The 17,899-nt window shown below is 67.1% G+C and carries 12 protein-coding genes; 2 read left to right on the plus strand and 10 right to left on the minus strand.

The genetic code is table 11. The annotated features are described in order from the left end of the window. The first annotated feature begins 167 nt into the window (after positions 1–167). Positions 168–3,374, plus strand: a complete 3,207-nt coding sequence (locus tag ACUJB0_RS02975; protein WP_444843920.1) for a bifunctional diguanylate cyclase/phosphodiesterase — start codon at positions 168–170, stop codon at positions 3,372–3,374. Here the strand turns inward: ACUJB0_RS02975 and ACUJB0_RS02980 are convergent. Both ACUJB0_RS02980 and ACUJB0_RS02985 read right to left on the minus strand, forming a co-directional pair. Beyond that, positions 3,325–4,944: a bifunctional aminoglycoside phosphotransferase/ATP-binding protein gene (locus tag ACUJB0_RS02980; protein WP_444843921.1), complete on the minus strand. Its 1,620-nt coding sequence runs from the start codon at positions 4,942–4,944 to the stop codon at positions 3,325–3,327. The two genes, ACUJB0_RS02975 and ACUJB0_RS02980, sit on opposite strands and share 50 nt — an antisense overlap. Positions 4,945–4,957: 13 nt before the next feature. After that, on the minus strand, positions 4,958–6,160 hold the full coding sequence (locus tag ACUJB0_RS02985) for an NnrS family protein (RefSeq protein WP_444843922.1): 1,203 nt from the start codon (positions 6,158–6,160) through the stop codon (positions 4,958–4,960). A gap of 198 nt (positions 6,161–6,358) precedes the next feature. Here ACUJB0_RS02985 and ACUJB0_RS02990 point away from each other — a divergent pair, with 198 nt between their 5' ends. Further along, complete coding sequence (locus tag ACUJB0_RS02990; RefSeq protein WP_444843923.1) at positions 6,359–6,622, plus strand: heavy-metal-associated domain-containing protein; 264 nt, start codon at positions 6,359–6,361, stop codon at positions 6,620–6,622. 7 nt (positions 6,623–6,629) lie between these two features. Here ACUJB0_RS02990 and ACUJB0_RS02995 read toward each other — a convergent pair whose 3' ends face one another. The 8 genes from ACUJB0_RS02995 to ACUJB0_RS03030 form a co-directional block, all read right to left on the minus strand. After that, positions 6,630–7,295, minus strand: a complete 666-nt coding sequence (locus ACUJB0_RS02995; protein ID WP_444843924.1) for a response regulator — start codon at positions 7,293–7,295, stop codon at positions 6,630–6,632. A gap of 24 nt (positions 7,296–7,319) precedes the next feature. After that, positions 7,320–9,248 (minus strand): type IV pili methyl-accepting chemotaxis transducer N-terminal domain-containing protein, encoded by a 1,929-nt coding sequence (locus ACUJB0_RS03000; RefSeq protein ID WP_444843925.1) that lies wholly within the window; start codon positions 9,246–9,248, stop codon positions 7,320–7,322. 85 nt (positions 9,249–9,333) lie between these two features. Then, positions 9,334–10,308 (minus strand): GTP 3',8-cyclase MoaA, encoded by a 975-nt coding sequence (gene moaA / locus ACUJB0_RS03005; protein ID WP_444843926.1) that lies wholly within the window; start codon positions 10,306–10,308, stop codon positions 9,334–9,336. Between the two features lie 118 nt (positions 10,309–10,426). Next, on the minus strand, positions 10,427–11,173 hold the full coding sequence (locus tag ACUJB0_RS03010) for a peptidylprolyl isomerase (protein ID WP_444843927.1): 747 nt from the start codon (positions 11,171–11,173) through the stop codon (positions 10,427–10,429). 10 nt (positions 11,174–11,183) lie between these two features. Further along, complete coding sequence (narI, locus tag ACUJB0_RS03015) at positions 11,184–11,867, minus strand: respiratory nitrate reductase subunit gamma (protein ID WP_444843928.1); 684 nt, start codon at positions 11,865–11,867, stop codon at positions 11,184–11,186. 10 nt (positions 11,868–11,877) lie between these two features. Next, the gene (gene narJ, locus ACUJB0_RS03020; protein ID WP_444843929.1) at positions 11,878–12,558 is read right to left on the minus strand and encodes a nitrate reductase molybdenum cofactor assembly chaperone; all 681 of its coding nucleotides are present in this window, start codon (positions 12,556–12,558) and stop codon (positions 11,878–11,880) included. Then, positions 12,551–14,107 (minus strand): nitrate reductase subunit beta, encoded by a 1,557-nt coding sequence (gene narH, locus ACUJB0_RS03025; protein WP_444843930.1) that lies wholly within the window; start codon positions 14,105–14,107, stop codon positions 12,551–12,553. Before narH ends, narJ begins: the two co-directional genes overlap by 8 nt. After that, positions 14,104–17,811: a nitrate reductase subunit alpha gene (locus tag ACUJB0_RS03030; protein ID WP_444843931.1), complete on the minus strand. Its 3,708-nt coding sequence runs from the start codon at positions 17,809–17,811 to the stop codon at positions 14,104–14,106. The genes narH and ACUJB0_RS03030 overlap by 4 nt, the downstream gene beginning before the upstream one ends. Positions 17,812–17,899 lie beyond the last annotated feature (88 nt).

Consider the following 17,899-nt stretch of genomic DNA (forward strand, 5'->3'; position numbering starts at 1 on the left):
TCCGTCCGGGCGGCACAACGGCGCCCTTTCCGCTGGCCCGGCCGCGGGCGCCGCTACCACATCTATCCGGCAAAGGCTTGATCCATATCATAAAAACGCCCACCAGCACCGATCATAATGCCAATTCAAGGGCATCTTGCCGCCCGCTGCGACCGCCCAGGAACGTCATGCACCGTCTTCACACCGTACGTAATATCTTGCTGTTCATTGTGGCCGCCCTGGTCCTGCCCGCCTTTCTGATCGGCCTGGTCTGGTCGTTGCAAGCGTTCGACGCCAGCCGCGCGCGCAGCGAGGCCCAGGCCCTGCAAACGGCGCGCAACCTGATGCTCGATATCGACAGCGAGTTCAAGTCGCTTGGCGCCGTGGCCGGCGCGCTGAGCACCTCGCCCGCCTTGCAGCACGCCGACCTGGCCGCGTTCCAGCGCCAGGCCGAGGCGGCCAGGCCCTACACCAATGCCACCAACTTCGTGCTGACCGACGTCCACGGCCAGCAGCTGGTCAACACCCTCAGGCCGTTCGGCACGCCGCTGCCCCGGCACGGCAACCCGGCCCTGATCGCCAAGGCCGCCGCGAGCGGGCGCATGCAGGTATCCGACCTCTATGTCGGCGCCGTCACCGGCGCCGGCGTCATGAGCATCTGCCTCCCGGTGCGGGTCAGCGGCAAGCTCGCCTATTTCCTCGACGCCGGCCAGAACGCCGCCGAGTTCGCGAGCCTGCTGGCCAGCCGCAAGCTGCCGGCCAACTGGGTGGTGGCCATCATCGATGGCGGCGGCACCATCGTTGCGCGCAGCCGGGCGCCGGCACAGTATGTGGGCAAGCGCGCCCAGCCCGACCTGCTGCGGCTGATCGCCGCCGCGCCGCAGGGGCATGCCCGCTTGATCACGCTTGAAGGCATCGCGGTGTACACGAGCTTTGCCCGCTCCTCGGACAGCGGCTGGGCGGTCGCCATCGGCATCCCGGCGGCCAGCGTGGACGGCGAACTGTGGCGCTCGCTGGCCTTCAACCTGGGCGCCAGCGCCCTGCTGCTGGCGGTCGGCATCGCGCTGGCCCTGTTCGCGGGCGCCCACATCCGCCGCGCCATGGCCCAGCTGGTCGAGATCTCGGCCGCGCTGGGCAGCGGCACCGACCTGCCGCCGCACCACATCAAGCTGCGCGAGGCGCGCCAGGTTGCCGCCACGCTGACCGAGGCCGCGGCCCGGCTGCGGCGCAGCGAGGCGGCCCAGCTGGAGGCCCAGGCCAGGATCACGCTCAGCAACATCGAGCTGGAGCAGCGCGTGCAGGAGCGCACCGACGCCTTGCAGCAATCGCGCCACCTGATGGCGTCCATCCTGGAGCACATGCCGGCCGCCGTGGTGGTCAAGCGCGCGGCCGACCTGCGCTACGAGCTGGTCAACGCGGCCGGCGAACTGCTGCTGGGCAAACCGCGCGACGCCATCATCGGCCGCACCGACCAGGACCTGCACGCCGACGCCGAGGCGCGGGCCCGCATCGCCTCCGACCGCCAGGTGATCGCCACGCGCCAGGTGCTGGACCTGCCGGCCGAGGCCGTAACGGAGGCGAACGGCCGGACCCGCTACCTGCACACCCGGAAAATGGTGCTGCTCGACAGCGCGGGCCAGCCCTCGCACCTGCTGGGCATCTCGCTCGACGTCACCGACAGCCTGCACGCGGCCGAACAGCTGCACATCGCGGCGGTCGCCTTCGATTCGCAGGAGGCGATGATGATCACCGATGCCCAAAGCACCATCCTGCGCATCAATTCCGCCTTCACCGCCAGCACCGGCTACACGCAGGAGGAAATCCTGGGCCGCACGCCGCGCGTGCTCAAGTCGGGCCGGCACGACCAGGCCTTCTACGCCGCCATGTGGGACAGCATCATCCACCGCGGCTCCTGGCAGGGCGAGTGCTGGGACCGCCGCAAGAACGGCGAGATCTATCCGACCTGGACCATCATCAGCGCCATCCGCGACGACCAGGGCGTGATCCGCCACTATGTCTGTACCCAGACCGACATCAGCGCCCGCAAGCAGGCCGAGGAGGAAATCCGCCAGCTGGCCTTCTACGATCCGCTGACCAGGCTGCCCAACCGCCGGCTGCTGGTGGACCGCCTGCGCCACGCCATCGACAGCTGCGCCCGCACCAAGCTGATCGGCGCCCTGATGTTCATCGACCTGGACAACTTCAAGATGCTCAACGACACGCTGGGCCACGACCAGGGCGACGTGCTGCTGCGCCAGGTGGCGCAGCGGCTGCCGGCCTGCGTGCGCACGGTCGACACCGTGGCCCGGCTCGGCGGCGACGAGTTCGTCGTCATGATCGAAGGCTTGAGCGAGGACGCGCAACAGGCGGCCTTCAAGGCGCAGGAAATCGGCGACGCCGTGCTGGCCAGCCTGAACCGCCCGTACCAGCTGGCCGACCGCCCCTACCACTGCACGCCCAGCATCGGCGTGACGCTGATCTCGGACCACGAGCTGACGCTGGACGAGGTGCTGCGGCACGCCGACCTGGCGATGTACCAGGCCAAGAGCGCCGGCCGCAACACGCTGCGCTTCTTCGAGCCGCAGATGCAGCAGGCCGCCAACGCCCGCGCCGAGATCGAGCACGATCTTCAGCAGGCGCTGCAGCGCGGCGAGTTCGAGCTGTACTACCAGGCCCAGGTGGACGCGGCCGGCCGCCTGATCGGCGCCGAGGCGCTGCTGCGCTGGCACCATCCGCGCCGCGGGCTGGTGCTGCCGGACCAGTTCATCACGCTGGCCGAGAGCACCGGCGTCATCGTGCCGCTGGGGCAATGGGTGCTGCAAAGCGCCTGCGCCGAGCTGGCCTTGTGGGCCGACGATCCGGCCATGAGCGCGCTGAAGCTGGCCGTCAACGTCAGTCCCTACCAGTTCCGCCAGCCGGCTTTCGCCGCCCAGGTGCAGAAGGCGCTCAGCGACGCCGGCGCCGACCCGCACCGGCTGGAACTGGAGCTGACCGAAAACCTGATGCTGGACGATTTTTCCAGCGTGGCCGACAAGATGCGCATCCTCAAGCGCATCGGCATCGCCTTCGCGCTGGACGATTTCGGCATCGGCTATTCCTCGCTGTCGTACCTGAAGCGCCTGCCGCTGGACCAGCTGAAGATCGACCGCAGCTTCGCGCGCGACGTGCTGAGCGATCCCAACGACGCCGCCATCGCCCGCATCATCGTCGTGCTGGGGCACACGCTGGGGCTGACCATCGTGGCCGAGGGCGTCGAGACGGACGACCAGCACGCCTTCCTGGCCGCCACCAACTGCAATTCCTTCCAGGGTTTCCTGTTCAGCCAGCCGCTGCCGGCGGCGGAATTCAGGGCACTGGCCGCGCGGGCGCTGGCCGCCGCCGCGCCCGCACCGTAGCGGCCAGCGTGCCGATGCGCGCCGGCAAGTCGGCGGCCGCGCCATCAAGCGGCAGCACGTGGCGGCGCTCGGCCGCCGTCAGCGGTTCATGGGTCGCGTACTGGTAGTCCAACACCTCGGTGCCGGCGTCCGATGCGTCGGGCGGGCCGAGCGCGCGCTGGCGCAGCCGTTCGCGCAGCAAAGCGTCGTCCGCCGGCAGATCGACAATGACGAAGGCCAGGCCCAGCTCCCGCGCCAGCGCCTGGAACGGTTGCCGCTGCCAGCGGTGCAGATGGGCGGCGTCGACCACCACATCCAGCCCGGCGGCAGCGATGGCGCGCGCCAGTTGCAGCAGGCGCGCGTAGGTCGCGCGGTCGGCGGCGGCGTCGTAGATGCCTTGCCCGCCCGGCGCGGGCCTGTGCTCGGCCGGCGCCAGTCCGTGCAGGCGCTTGCGCTCGACGTCGGAGCGGATATGGATGGCGCCCAGCGCGGCCGCCAGCCGCGCCGCGCAGTACGACTTGCCGCTGCCGGAGTAGCCGTGCATCAGCACCAGCGCGCCGCGACGGGGCTGGGGCCGCGCAGCCAGCGCCAGGTAGCGCCCGGCCGCCGCGCGCGCGGCCGCGCCCTCGCCGGGCCCTGCCTCGGCGGCCGCCAGCAGCAATACCTTGCAGCGAACCAGCGCCCGCCTGGCCTCGTAGAACGCCAGCAGCGGCAGCCCGGCGTAATCGTCGCTGGCGGCCAGGTAGCCTTGCAGCAGGCGCGCGGCCAGGTCGTCGCGGCCGTGGAAGCGCAGGTCCATGACGATGAAGGCGAGATCGGCGACCACGTCGGTCCAGCGCAGTTCGTCGTTGAACTCGATGCCATCGAACACGTCCACCCGCCCTTCCCAGCTGAGGATATTGCCGCTGTGGAGATCGCCGTGGCACTCGCGCACATGGCCGTCGGCGCGGCGCCGCTCGAAGCGCTGCGCATCCGCCATCTGCTCCGCGTGCCAGCGCGTCAGCCGTGCCAGCCGCGCGCGGTTGGTGCGGCCGGTGAGCAGGCTGTCCACCGTGGCCAGGTCGCCGCGCCCCAGTTCGCCGATGGCGTCGGCCCCGCCCCACGGCGCGTCCGGCGCGGCGCGCGCGGCCTCGGCGTGGAAGCGCGCCAGCAGCAGCGCCAGCGCGTCGATCTCGTCCGGCTCCAGCAGCCCGGCGTCCAGCCGCGCGCTCCATAGCGCCTGCTGCGGAAAGGTGCGCATCCGTACCGCGTATTCAAGCGCCGGGCCGTCGCCGTCCAGCGTCGGCTCGCCGCCGCCGGTGACGGCGCTCACACCCAGGTACAGGCTGGGCGCCAGGCGCTGGTTGAGGCGCACTTCCTCCTCGCAGCAGTGCCGGCGCGCCGCCAGCGTGCCGTAATCGAGCACGTCGAAACGCAGCGCCTTCTTGAACTTGTAGGCCAGCCGGTCCAGCACGTAAATCCAGGAGATATGGGTCTCGTAGTGCTGGAAGCGGCAGCCCTGGCGATGCCAGGCCGCTTCCAGCTCCCGCAGCAGCACAAGCTGTTGTGCCACCTCGGACCCGGCTTGCGGCGACGACGGGGATGGTTGCACGGCGCGCCCGGGATCAGCCCGGTTTGCCGTCGACGCGCACGCGGCTGAGGTAAGGCGCGTAGACGTAGACGTACAGACCGAACGCCGCCGTCCAGCACACCGCGCTGACCACCAGCATGCCCGGTCCGCCGTCCCAGCCCAGCGCCGACAGCACGCGCGACAACGCGCTGAACTGGATCAGGCCGAACATCGCGGTCTCGAACTTGCCGGCGCGCAGGGGCCGGCCCGTGTGGCCCAGTGTGGTGCGGGTCATCATGCCCAGGATCAGGCCGGCCATCGAGCCCACCGTCAGCGCGTGGAAGCCGGCGCTGGCGCTGACGATCTGCCAGCGCGACAGCGACAGCAACACCAACCCGGCCGCGATCCACGCGTACGACAGGTGCATGATCCACAGCAGCGGCACGGCGCCGGTGCGCAGCGCCTGCCAGCGCCACAGGCGCAGCAAGACCAGCACGGCGGCGGCCACGCCGATCGGCGCGACCAGCCAAGCCGGCGCCATGGCGACCCAGCTGACCGAGAACGCCACCACCAGGCCCAGCGACCACTTGTCCAGCCTGGGTTGCACTTGTGGGTTGGTGCCGGGCGCGCCGTTGCGGGTGAACATGGGAATGATGCGGGTGCCGATGGCGGCCTCCATCAGCACGATCACCAGCACGGCGGCCTGCACCGGCGGAATCGGGCTGGCAGTGATCCAGCCCAGCGTGATCGCATGGAACACGCCGTTGGCCAGCGCCATCAGGCCGAGCAAGCCGACCAGGAAATAGTTGCGGCGGTTGCCGGCCTTTTGCATCACGCGCCACAGCGGCCAGGCGGCGGCCGGCAGGAACAGCCAGTCCACCAGCGCGCCGGCCAGCGGCGGCGCCAGCAGCATCGCCAGGCGGCCCAGCAGCCACAAGCCCACCAGCGCCGCCAGCTTGCCGCGCACCGGCGTCCAGAAGCCGGTCCAGTTGAACGCGGCGGTGTACAGGAAGCCGACCACCACCGCCGCCGCCATGCCGAACACCATCTCGTGCATGTGCCAGGCGAAGCCGACGTGCAGCCAGCCGCCGGCGTCGGCCGGCCACCAGCCCAGGTAGCGCAGCATCCACATGGGGATGGCCAGCGCGGCGAACGCCGCCGCCACCAGGTAGAACGGGCGGAAGCCCAGCCGCCATATGGGATGGCTGTCCCAGGCCTCGGCCTGGCCGACGGGTTCTTCGATATGCAGCAAGCTCATGATCTATGTCCTAAAAGAGTACGCCACCATTGTCTGCCCGGCGTGGCGGCCGGTGAAGGCTGGCGCCGGATTCGCATAACCTGGATCAAGAAATTCCAAATTGCCCGGCCGTTTTGCGCCCCGGCGCTCGACCGCCGCCGCCGTTTCGCTTAGGCTGTTCGCATGGTTCCAATTCAACCTCAACTTCAAAGGAATGCTATGCAAACTGAAATTCTCATCGAAGGCATGGACGACGAAGGCTCGGCCGACAACGTCGCCAAACTGCTGAGCGACATCGCCGGCGTCAGCGACGTGCGCGTCTCCCTGCTCGACCGCCGCGCCCGCGTCCAGATCGACGAATCGCTGACCTCGCCCCACCTGCTGACGCGCAAGCTGACGCAAGCGGGCTATCCGGCCGGCGCCCAGGCCATTGCCGCGCCGGCCGCGGCCGGTGGTTGCTGCGGCGGTTGCTGCGGCGGCTGAAAGCTGCTTACGCGCTGCCCTGCATCCGATGTTCGACCGCATACACGGCGGCCTGGACTCGGCTGCTCAGCTTAAGTTTCTTCAGCACGTTCTGCACATGGATCTTGACCGTGCTTTCGGCCAGGTCCAGTGCGCGCGCGATGCCCTTGTTGCTTTCGCCGCGCGCCAGGCAATCGAGGATCTCCCGTTCGCGCGGGGTCAGCTTGTCCAGCTCGGACGCCACCGGCGCCACCGCGCCCGCCGTCAACTGCGCCACCAGCTTGGCCGTCATCGACTCGGCCAGCACGGTCTCGCCGGCCGCCGCGCGGCGGATCGCCCGGCTCAGGAAATCGGTGTCGATATTCTTCAGCAGATAACCGCTGGCGCCGGCCTTCAGCGCCACGCTCAGGTCTTCCGCGTCCTCCGACACGGTCAGCATCACGACCGCGCTGTCCGGGCAATCCTGGCGCAGCTGTTCCAGCGTTTCCAGGCCCGACATGCCGGGCATGTTCAGGTCCAGCAGGATCACCTGCGGCTTGAGCTGCTGCGCCCGCTTGACGCCTTCGAAGCCATCGGCCGCCTCGCCCACCACGGTGACCTCCGGGTTGCGTTGCAGCAGGGAGCGTATGCCGCTGCGAAACAGTGTGTGATCGTCTATCAGCAGCACGCTGATCGTGCTTGTATCCTTGTCCATCAGCTCCAGCCTTTCTTGTTAATGTTAAGCCGCGCGGCGCTGGGCGCGCGGCAGCCGCAGCAGCACTTCGGTGCCGGCGCCCGGCGCCGACTTCAAATGCAGCTGCGCGTCGATGCGTTGTGCGCGTTCGCGCATGATGTTCAGGCCGACGTGGGCCTCGCCCAGCGTTTCCAGCGCGGCCGGGTCGAAGCCGTGGCCATTGTCGCGGATGCTGAGGGTGAAATCCTGGTCGTCCTTCAGGCTCAGCCAGACCTGCGTGGCCGAGGCGTGCTTGCGCACGTTCGACAGCGCCTCCTGCACGATGAACAGCAACTGCAGCTGATGCTCGCGCGGGAACGGCGCACCGTCCGAGTCGGCCTCGAAATCCACCGCGATGCCGCTCTGGCGCTGGAACTTGTCGACCACCGTCTCCAGCGACGACACCAGGTTGCCCTCCTGCAGCCGGGTGCGGAAGTTGTGCAGCAGCTCGCGTACGTCCTGGTAGCTCTCCTCGACGCCGGCGCGCAGGGCCGGCACGATGCTCTCCACCTCGTCCAGCCGCTGCCGCTGCAGCGACTGCTCCAGCATCTGCACCTGCAGGTTCAGGAAGTTCAAGCCCTGGGCGATGCTGTCGTGCAGGCCCTGGGCGACCAGGTTGCGCTCCTCGGAGACGGCCAGCTCGCGGTCGCGCCCCTGCAGGCGCAGGTTCTCGATGGCCGTGCCCAGCAGCTGGCCCAGCGTCTCCAGCAGCGCCGTCTGCGCCGCGCTGAACACGGTCGGCGTGCGGAAGTGCAGGTTGAAGAAGCCCAGGTACTGGCGCTGCGCGAAAATATGAAAGATCGAAATCGTCGCGAAGCCTTCGCGGTGGCATTTCAGCGTGTGGCGGTCGTCCTTGCGGCGCAGGTCGTGGATCACGGCCAGCTTGCTGACCACCGCCTCGCCGCACAGGCACTCGCCCACCTTCAGGCAGCGTTCGCTCTCGACCAGCTCCTCGGAAATGCCCTGATGAACCAGCATGTGCAGGTTGCCGCGGTTCGGGTCGAGGATGCGCACCGAGCCGCCGTCGGCGCTGAAGTAATCGCTGATGCGCTGCAGGAAGCCCTTGCACATCGCCTCGGCTGACTGCGTCTGCTGCAGGAACGAGGCGCTGTCGTACAGCAGCGCCAGTTCGCGGTTCTGGTGCTCCAGCTCGGCCGTCTTGAGCTGCACCCGGCGCTCCAGGTTGCTGTAGGAATCCTGCAGCTTGTCGGCCATCTGGTTGAAACCGTGGGCCAGCATGCCGAACTCGTCGTTGCTGTCGACCGGTAGCCGCACGCTGAAATCCTGCTCGCGCATGCGCTCGATGCCGCCCTGCAGCCGCGTCACGGGCGCGACGATCATGTCGAACAACAGGTAGATGATGCTGATCGTGCCGAGCAAGGCCAGCGCCAGCAGCAGCAATTGCGACGCGCGCAGCCAGAAGGTGCGGCTTTCGCTGTCGCGCTCGATGCGCTGCACCAGCAAATCGACGTGCTCGACAAAGCGCTCGGTGCGCTGCTGGACCATGCTCTTGTCCGCCGGGTCGAGCCCGCCGGCCGCCAGCGCGTTGCGCACCTGCGACGACAATTCCAGCCGCCACTGCTGCTGCACCTCGGCAAACTCTGTGCGGATGGCCGCGGTCGGCGGCAGGAACAGCGGACGCTGCGGATCGCCGCGGCGCAGCAGGTCCAGCGTGCGTTCCATGCGGCCCAGCTGTTCGCTGACCGCCTGGCGGCCGGGTGGCGCGTCCATCTGCGTGGTCAGCAGGGCCAGCCGGTAGCTATCCATGCGCAAGCTGCCGGCCACGTTGATCGCGGCCGCGCTGCCCTCCAGCTGCCAGGACAGCAGCAGCGTCGAGCCGATCACGGTCAGCGCGATCGCCAGAAAGCTCAGCAGCAGGCCGACGATGCGGGTCGACAGTTTTTGCCAGCCGGCGAACAGCGCCGGCTTCAGCATGGCGCTCGGCGCCGGCGGGCGGTGGCTACACTAGACATGGCTTTCTCCGTTGATCTCTACAGCAATGACGCGAGTATACACGCCCCTAGCCGCCGGTTTGCGACATGAAGCGCACGATCTTCTCCGGCTGGCGGCCGAAGTCGTGCTGCTCGGGCTTGAGTTCGATGGCTTCGCGGATCGCCTGTTCCAGCTCGGCGTCGCTGGCGCCGCCGCGCAGCAGGGGCGCCAGCGGATATTGCTGTTCCTGGCCCAGGCACAGGTATAAGGTGCCGTCCACCGCCAGCCGCACGCGGTTGCAGGTGGCGCAGAAGTGCTGCGACAGCGGCGTGATGAAGCCAATGCTGGCGCTGCCGTCAGTCGTGGCCCAGTAGCGCGCCGGCCCGCCGCCCAGTTCCAGCGCCTGCGGCACCAGTCCGAATTTCTCGGCCAGGCGCTGCTGCACCGGCGCCAGGTTCAGGTAGGCGGTGTTGCGGCCGGTCTCGCCCATCGGCATGACCTCGATCAGCCGCAGCACGAACTGCTCCTTGATGCAGAATGCCGCCATGGCGTCGATCTCGGCATCGTTGACGCCGCGCATGGCGACCATGTTGATCTTGATCGGCGCCAGGCCGGCGGCCTTGGCGGCCTGCAGCCCGTCCAGCACCGACGGCAGGCAGTCGCGGCCGGTGATGCCGGCCATGCATTCGCGGTCCAGCGTGTCGAGGCTGACGTTGACGCGGGTGATGCCGGAGGCGGCCAGCGCCTCGGCGTGGCGCGCCAGGCGGGTGCCGTTGGTGGACAATGACAGGTCGCGCACGCCGTCCAGGCTGGACAGGCGGCTGGCCAGTTGCGGCAGGTTGCGGCGGGTCAGCGGCTCGCCGCCGGTGAGGCGCACGCGCGAGGTGCCCAGCCGGGCGAAGGCCGCCACGACCCGCTCGATCTCGTCGAAGGTGAGCCAGTCGGGAGGGTCTTCATAGCCCTTGAAATCCTTGGGCATGCAGTAGGTGCAGCGCAGATCGCAACGATCGGTGACCGAGACCCTCAAATAGTCGATCGATCGACCAAACCTGTCGCTTAACATCGCCGCTCTCCTGTGATAGATGGTGTGATGTCATTGTAGCGGCAGGGCCGCGCCCTGCCACTGCGCATGACGGCTTAGCGGGCCTAGTCCTAAGTGACTAGGCCCGTTAGGAATAACCCTACTGCACCAGCGGCGACTGCGCGCCTTCCAGTTCGACGCCGGCGATGTCGGCCCGGCCGACCAGGATGTGCAGATACTGGTGCAAGGCGCGCTGCCACGACTGGCGGCGCAGCTCGTCGGCGATCTGGGCGTGGACGGCCGAGAACGGCACCACCTCGCCCTCGACCCGGCGCCGGGCCTGCACGATATGCAGGCCGAAGCGGGTCTCCAGCAGGCGTCCGGCCAGCTCACCCGGTTGCAACCTGAACAACAGTTCATCGAACTCCGGCACGCACTGGCCGCGGGCCAGCTGGCCCAGGCTGCCGCCGACCGCGCCCGACGGGCAGTTCGAGTACTGGCGCGCCAGCTCCTCGAACCGCTCGGGACGGGCCTGCAGCTCGGCCAGGATCAGCTCGGCCGTCTGGCGCAACAGCTCCAGCGGCGCGGCCGGGGTCACCTGGAACAGGATGTGGCGCGCCTCGACCAGGTCGCCGCTGCGGAAGCGCTGCGGCTGGCCCAGGTAATAGCGCAGGCAGCTGTCCTCGTCCGTTTCCGGCACCGTGACTTCCTGCGCGAACAGGGCTTCGATGCGCTGGTCGTCATCCTCGCCGGCGATGCCCAGCCGGTCCGCTTCCTGCAACAGCACGGTGCGCAGCACCACTTCGTGCACCGCCTGGCGCAGCGGGTTGTCCGCCTGCGCCTGGTGCGGCAGTTCCGCCTCGATGGCGCTGTCGTCGATGTCGACGCCGTTGACTGCGATACCCATGATAGTCTCCTTAGCGTGGACGCACCAGTTGATAGGCGCGGCTCAGGTAGGTGATGGCGCCGAAGCCGCTCCACACGTGCACCAGGCGGGTGAACGGGAAGATCGCGAACAGCGACATGCCCATGAACAGGTGCAGCTTGAACACCAGCGGCGCTTCCTCGATGAAGCCGGCGGCGTCGCCGCGCAGCGTGACCACGTGCTGCGCCCAGGTCATCAGCTGCACCATCATGTGGCCGTCCAGGTGCGAGGCCGAGGCGAAGATCGAGGACAGGCCCAGCAGCAAGGTCGCCAGCAGCCAGCACAGCACCAGCTTGTCCTTGAAGGTGCTGCGGGCACGGACGCGCTCGTTGCTCAGGCGGCGTGCGATCAGCATCAGCAAGCCGACCAGGCACAGCGAACCCATCACGCCGCCGGCCACCATCGCCACCAGCTGCTTGGCGCCGTGGGTGACGCCCAGCGTGTCCCACACCCACACCGGGGTCAGCAGGCCGGCCATGTGGCCGAAGAACAGGCCCAGCACGCCGATGTGGAACAGCGGGCTGCCCAATCGCAGCATGCCGTTGTTGAGCGTCTGGCTGGACTCGGACTTCCAGGTGTATTGCTCGCGGTCGAAGCGGATCAGGCTGCCGACCAGGAAAATCGCCAGCGCGATGTAGGGATAGATGCCGAATAAAAATTGATGTACGTAGTTCATGGTGTGCTCCTCAATGACGCTGTGGCGCCGCCGCCTTCGGATAAAAATGGACCGGATGACCGCCGCCGGCCAGCGTGGGCGCCAGCAACGGTTCGATGCCGTCGGCGCCGGGGCCGAAGGTTTCCAGCGCCTCGTCCATGTCGCGCACCGGCGGCTCGCTCAGTTCCTCGGCCGCCACCGGCGACAGGGCCTGCAGCAGGTCGAACAGGCCGGCGTACGGGCTGCCATTGGCGCGCAGCTTGCGGCCGATGTAGGCCAGCACGTGGATGGCGTCGCCCAGCATGCGCTCCGCCTGCTCGCTCTCCAGCTGCGACAGGAACTCCAGGAACAGCGGCACGTAGTCCGGCAGGTCGTTGCCGACCATCTGCAGGCCGTGCTTGCTGTACTCGGCCATCAGGTCGACCATGGCCTGGCCGCGGTCGCGCGATTCGCCGTGGATGTGCTCGAACAGGTGCAGCGAGTGCGACGGGTTGCGGTCGAACGTCGTCACATACTGCAGTTGCAGGTCGATCAGCGGGGTGCGGCGCAGGTGCGCCAGCAGCTCCGCCACCGCCGCGTGCCACTGCGGCAGCTTGTCCCGCAGGCGCTGCTCCAGCTCGGGCAGCTCGGCCAGCAGCTCCGGCTCCGGGTACAGCAGCAGGGCCGACAGCACGCTGTAGCCGAAGGCGCCGCTTGGGTCGTGGTCAGACATCGAGGTTCTCCTTTTTCTTGCGCGATTTCGGCATGGAGATGAAGATCTCCGAACCGTGCTTGCGTTTGCCGAACAGGCTGGCGTCGCTGACGCCGTCCGAGCAACCGTTGCCGAAGCTGAAGCCGCAGCTGCCCTTCTCGTTGAAGCTGTCCTCGGCCATCTCCTTGTGGCTGCTCGGGATCACGAAGCGGTCCTCGTAGTTGGCGATGGCCATGATGTGGTACATGTCCTCGACCATCTCCGGTTCCAGCCCGACCTGCTTGAGCACGTCCAGGTCCGGCGTCGTCGCCACATGCTTGCTGCGCATGTAGGCACGCATCGCCAGCATGCGGTCCAGCGCGCGGATCACCGGCTGCTGGTCGCCCGCGGTCAGCAGGTTGGCCAGGTATTGCACCGGAATGCGCAGGCTGGCGGTGTCCGGCAGGATGCCGTTCTTGCCCATGCGGCCGGATTCGGCGGCGGCCTGGATCGGCGACAGCGGCGGGATGTACCACACCATCGGCAGCGTGCGGTATTCCGGATGCAGCGGGAACGCCACCTTCCACTCCACCGCCATCTTGTACACCGGCGAACGCTTGGCCGATTCCAGCCACGAGTCCGGGATGCCCTGACGGCGCGCCTCTTCGATCACGGCAGGATCGTGCGGATCGAGGAACAGGCCCAGTTGCGATGGATACAGGTCGCGCGGATCGGCCACCGACGCCGCCTGTTCGATCTTGTCGGCGTCATACAGCAGCACGCCGAGGTAGCGGATGCGGCCGACGCAGGTTTCCGAGCAAACGGTAGGCTGGCCCGCTTCGATGCGCGGGTAGCAGAAGGTGCACTTCTCGGCCTTGCCGGACGACCAGTTGTAGTAGATCTTCTTGTACGGGCAACCGGAGATGCACATGCGCCAGCCGCGGCACTTATCCTGGTCGATCAGCACGATGCCGTCGTCCTCGCGCTTGTACACCGAGCCCGACGGGCAGGATGCGACGCAGGTCGGATTGAGGCAGTGCTCGCACAGGCGCGGCAGGTACATCATGAAGGTGTTCTCGAAGGTGCCGTACATTTCCTTCTGCATATTGTCGAACAGCTTGTCCTGGCTGCGCTGGGCGAATTCGCCGCCCAGGTCGTCCTCCCAGTTCGGGCCCCACTCGATCTTGTCCATCTTCTTGCCGGTCAACACGGAGATCGGACGGGCGGTCGGCGGCGTTTCCGACAGCGGCGCGTTCTGCAGGCGCTCGTAGTCGTAGGTGAACGGCTCGTAGTACTCGTCGATCTGCGGCAGGTTCGGGTTGGCGAAAATCTGCGCCAGGATCTTCAAGCGGCTGCCTTGGCGCGGCTCGATCTTGCCGGCGTCGGTGCGGTGCCAGCCGCCGTTCCACTTGTCCTGGTTTTCCCAATCCTTCGGATAACCGATGCCGGGCTTGGTCTCGACGTTGTTGAACCACGCGTACTCGACGCCGTCACGGCTGGTCCACACGTTCTTGCATGTGACCGAGCAGGTATGGCAGCCGATGCACTTGTCCAGGTTCAGCACCATGCCGATTTGTGCGCGAATTTTCATGCTTTGCTCCCTGTCTGTTCTTTCAACGGACCTTCCAGCCAGTCGACCTTGTTCATCTTGCGCACCAACACGAATTCATCGCGGTTGGAGCCGACCGTGCCGTAGTAGTTGAAGCCCCACGACAGCTGCGCGTAACCACCGATCATGTGGGTCGGCTTGGTGACGGCGCGCGTGACCGAATTGTGGATACCGCCCCGCTTGCCCGACATCTCCGCGCCAGGCACGTTGATGATCTTCTCCTGTGCGTGGTACATCAGCGTCATCCCTTCCGGCACCCGCTGGCTGACGATGGCGCGGGCGGTCAGCGTACCGTTGACGTTGAACACCTCGATCCAGTCGTTGTCGACGATGCCGGCCGCCTTGGCGTCGGTCTCCGACAGCCACACGTGCGGACCGCCGCGCGACAGCGTGAGCATGCGCAGGTTGTCCGAGTAGGTGGAGTGGATCCCCCACTTCTGGTGCGGCGTGATGAAGTTCAGCGCGATCTCCTTGTTGCCGTTCGGCTGGGCGCCCAGCATGGCCGCCGTGGTCTTGGTGTTGATCGCCGGCTTGTACACGCACAGCCCCTCGCCAAAATCACGCATCCAGCGGTGATCCTGGTAGAACTGCTGGCGGCCGGTCAGCGTGCGCCATGGGATCAGTTCATGCACGTTGGTATAGCAGGCGTTGTAGCTGACTTCTTCCGACTCCAGGCCCGACCAGGTCGGCGAGGAGATGATCTTGCGCGGCTGGGCCTGCACGTCGCGGAAGCGGATGCTGTCGTGCTCGCGCGGCAGCGCCAGGTGGGTGTGGTCGCGTCCGGTAATCTTGGACAGCGCGTCCCAGGCCTTGACCGCCACGTGGCCGTTGGTTTCCGGCGCCAGCGACAGGATCATTTCGGCCGCGTCGATGGCGGTGTCCAGGCGCGGCTGGCCGTGGGCGATGCCGGGCGCCGTCACCGTGCGGTTGATGCCGCGCAGGATGTCGACCTCATGGCCGGTCTTCCAGCTGATGCCCTTGCCGCCGTTGCCGATTTTCTCCAGCAGCGGGCCGATCGAGGTGAACTTCTGGTGGATCTTGGTGTAGTCGCGCTCGATCACGGTGAAGTTGGGCATGGTCTTGCCCGGCACCGGTTCGCATTCTCCTGCGCGCCAGTCCTTCGGATCGAACGGTTGGCCCAGTTCGCCCGGCGTGTCGTGCATCAGCGGGGTCAGCACCAGATCCTGCTGGGTGCCGAGGTAGGCGCCGCCGATTTCCTCGAACTTCTTGGCGATGCCCTTGTAGATTTCCCAGTCCGACTTCGACTGCCACAGCGGCTGCACCGCTTCCGACAACGGGTGGATGAACGGGTGCATGTCGGACGTGTTCAGGTCATCCTTCTCGTACCAGGTCGCGGTCGGCAGCACGATGTCGCCGTACAGGCAGGTGGTGGACATGCGGAAGTCCAGCACCACCAGCAGGTCCAGCTTGCCTTCAGCGGCCGGACGCACCTTGACGTCGCGCGGCTTGATGCAGTGGTCCTCGTCGCTCATCAGCGCGTTCTGCGTGCCCAGCAAATACTTCAGGAAGTACTCGTGGCCCTTGCCCGAGCTGCCCAGGATGTTGGAGCGCCACACAAACATATTGCGCGGGAAGTTGGCTGGATTGTCCGGATCGTCGCAGGAGAATTCCAGTTTCTTGTCCTTGATCTGGCTGACCGCGTAGTCGACCGGGCTCATGCCGGCGGCTGCCGCGGCGCGGGTCACTTCCAGCGGATTGGTCTGCAGCTGCGGTGCCGATGGCAGCCAGCCCAGGCGCTCGGCCTTGGCGTTGTAGTCCAGCAGCGTCATTGGTGCGACGTCGTCGCCGGCCGTTGGCGAGGCGATTTCCTCGGTGTGCAGCTTCTCGTGGCGCCACTGGCTGGTGTGGTTGTAGAAGAACGAGGTGCCGTTCATCTGGCGCATCGGACGGTTCCAGTCCTGGGCGAACGCCAGCGGCGTCCAGCCGGTTTGCGGACGCAGCTTTTCCTGGCCCACGTAGTGCGCCCAGCCGCCGCCCGATTGGCCGACGCAGCCGCACATCATCAGCATGTTGATGATGCCGCGATAGGTCATGTCCATGTGGTACCAGTGGTTCAGCGCGGCGCCGACGATGACCATGCTCTTGCCACGGGTCTGGTCGGCGTTCTCGGCGAACTGGCGCGCCACGGTGATCACATCGGCGGCCTTGACGCCGGTGTGCTTGACTTGCCAGGCCGGGGTGTACGGCACGTCGTCCTCGTAGCTGGTGGCGACGTTGCCGCCGCCCAGGCCACGGTCGATGCCGTAGTTGGCCATCGTCAGGTCGAACACGGTGGCGACCAGCGCGGTGCTGCCGTCGGCCAGCGTCAGGCGCTTGACCGGTACGTTGCGCATCAGCAGATCGCTGGCGTCCTTGCCGCCGAAGTAGGCGAAGCCGACCGGCAGCACCTCGTCGCTGCAGCCGATCAGCGACAGCAGCGGATCGACCGGCGCGCCGTTGCCGCCCTCTTTCATTTCCAGGTTCCACTTGCCGGACTCGCCCCAGCGGAAGCCGATCGAACCGGCCGGCGCCACGATGCGGCCGCTGGCTTCGTCGATGACCAGGGTTTTCCAGTCAGGGTTGTTGGTTTCGTCCAGGTTGTTGGCCAGGTGCGAGGCGCGCAGGAAGTATTCCGGCGCCAGCGTGCCGTTCTGTTCTTTCAGCAGCACCAGCATCGGGAAGTCGGTGTACTGCTTGGCGTATTCCTTGAAGTAGGCAGACTGGTGCGAGGTGTGGTATTCCTTCAGGATCACATGGCCCATGGCCATCGCCAGCGCGGCATCGGTGCCCTGCTTCGGCGCCAGCCAGATGTCGCCGAACTTGGCCATCTCGCCGAAGTCGGACGACACCGCCACGGTCTTGGTGCCCTTGTAGCGCACCTCGGTGTAGAAGTGGGCGTCGGGGGTGCGGGTCATCGGCACGTTCGAGCCCCACACCATCAGGTAGGTCGAGTTGTACCAGTCGGCCGATTCCGGCACGTCGGTCTGCTCGCCCCACACCTGCGGGCTGGCTGGCGGCAAGTCGCAGTACCAGTCGTAGAAGCTCAGCGCCACACCGCCGATCAGCGACAGGTAGCGCGTGCCGGCAGCGTAGCTGACCATCGACATGGCGGGAATCGGCGAGAAGCCGACGATGCGGTCCGGGCCGTATTTCTTGATCGTCAGCGCGTTGGCGGCGGCGATCATCTCGTTACTTTCTTCCCAGGTGGCGCGCACAAAGCCGCCCAGGCCGCGCACCGACTTGTACAGCGCGGCGCGTTCTGGATTCTGGCTGATGTAGTCCCAGGCGGTGACCGGGTCCATGGTCTTGCGCGCTTCGCGCCACATTTCCATCAGGCGGCCGCGCACCATCGGGTACTTGACCCGCTGGGCCGAATACACGTACCACGAATAGCTGGCGCCGCGTGGGCAGCCGCGCGGCTCGTGGTTCGGCAGGTCGGGACGGGTACGTGGATAATCGGTTTGTTGCGTTTCCCAGGTGATCAGCCCGTTCTTCACATAGACTTTCCAGCTGCACGAGCCGGTACAGTTGACGCCGTGCGTGGAGCGCACGATTTTGTCGTGCTGCCAACGTTGGCGATAGGCGTTTTCCCAGGTGCGATCCTCGTGCACGACGGCGCCGTGGCCGTCGGAAAAGGTCGATACCGTTTTATTGAAGAACTTCAGGCGATCCAGAAAGTGACTCATGCTGCCTCCTAACTTGCACCCGGCGGCAACCGGGCATGCGGTCGCATGCAACATGCATGGACTCGACGATGACTGCAGTCTAGGGAAG

Source organism: Duganella caerulea (assembly GCF_040362985.1).
GTDB lineage: Bacteria > Pseudomonadota > Gammaproteobacteria > Burkholderiales > Burkholderiaceae_D > Rugamonas > Rugamonas vulcania.

Coding starts and splice junctions, on each gene's coding strand:
- ACUJB0_RS02975 (WP_444843920.1), top strand. CDS start 168: ATGCACCGTCTTCACACCGTACGTAATATCTTGCTGTTCATTGTGGCC.
- ACUJB0_RS02985 (WP_444843922.1), bottom strand. CDS start 6,160: ATGAGCTTGCTGCATATCGAAGAACCCGTCGGCCAGGCCGAGGCCTGG.
- ACUJB0_RS02990 (WP_444843923.1), top strand. CDS start 6,359: ATGCAAACTGAAATTCTCATCGAAGGCATGGACGACGAAGGCTCGGCC.
- ACUJB0_RS02995 (WP_444843924.1), bottom strand. CDS start 7,295: ATGGACAAGGATACAAGCACGATCAGCGTGCTGCTGATAGACGATCAC.
- ACUJB0_RS03000 (WP_444843925.1), bottom strand. CDS start 9,248: ATGCTGAAGCCGGCGCTGTTCGCCGGCTGGCAAAAACTGTCGACCCGC.
- moaA (WP_444843926.1), bottom strand. CDS start 10,308: ATGTTAAGCGACAGGTTTGGTCGATCGATCGACTATTTGAGGGTCTCG.
- ACUJB0_RS03010 (WP_444843927.1), bottom strand. CDS start 11,173: ATGGGTATCGCAGTCAACGGCGTCGACATCGACGACAGCGCCATCGAG.
- narI (WP_444843928.1), bottom strand. CDS start 11,867: ATGAACTACGTACATCAATTTTTATTCGGCATCTATCCCTACATCGCG.
- narJ (WP_444843929.1), bottom strand. CDS start 12,558: ATGTCTGACCACGACCCAAGCGGCGCCTTCGGCTACAGCGTGCTGTCG.
- narH (WP_444843930.1), bottom strand. CDS start 14,107: ATGAAAATTCGCGCACAAATCGGCATGGTGCTGAACCTGGACAAGTGC.
- ACUJB0_RS03030 (WP_444843931.1), bottom strand. CDS start 17,811: ATGAGTCACTTTCTGGATCGCCTGAAGTTCTTCAATAAAACGGTATCG.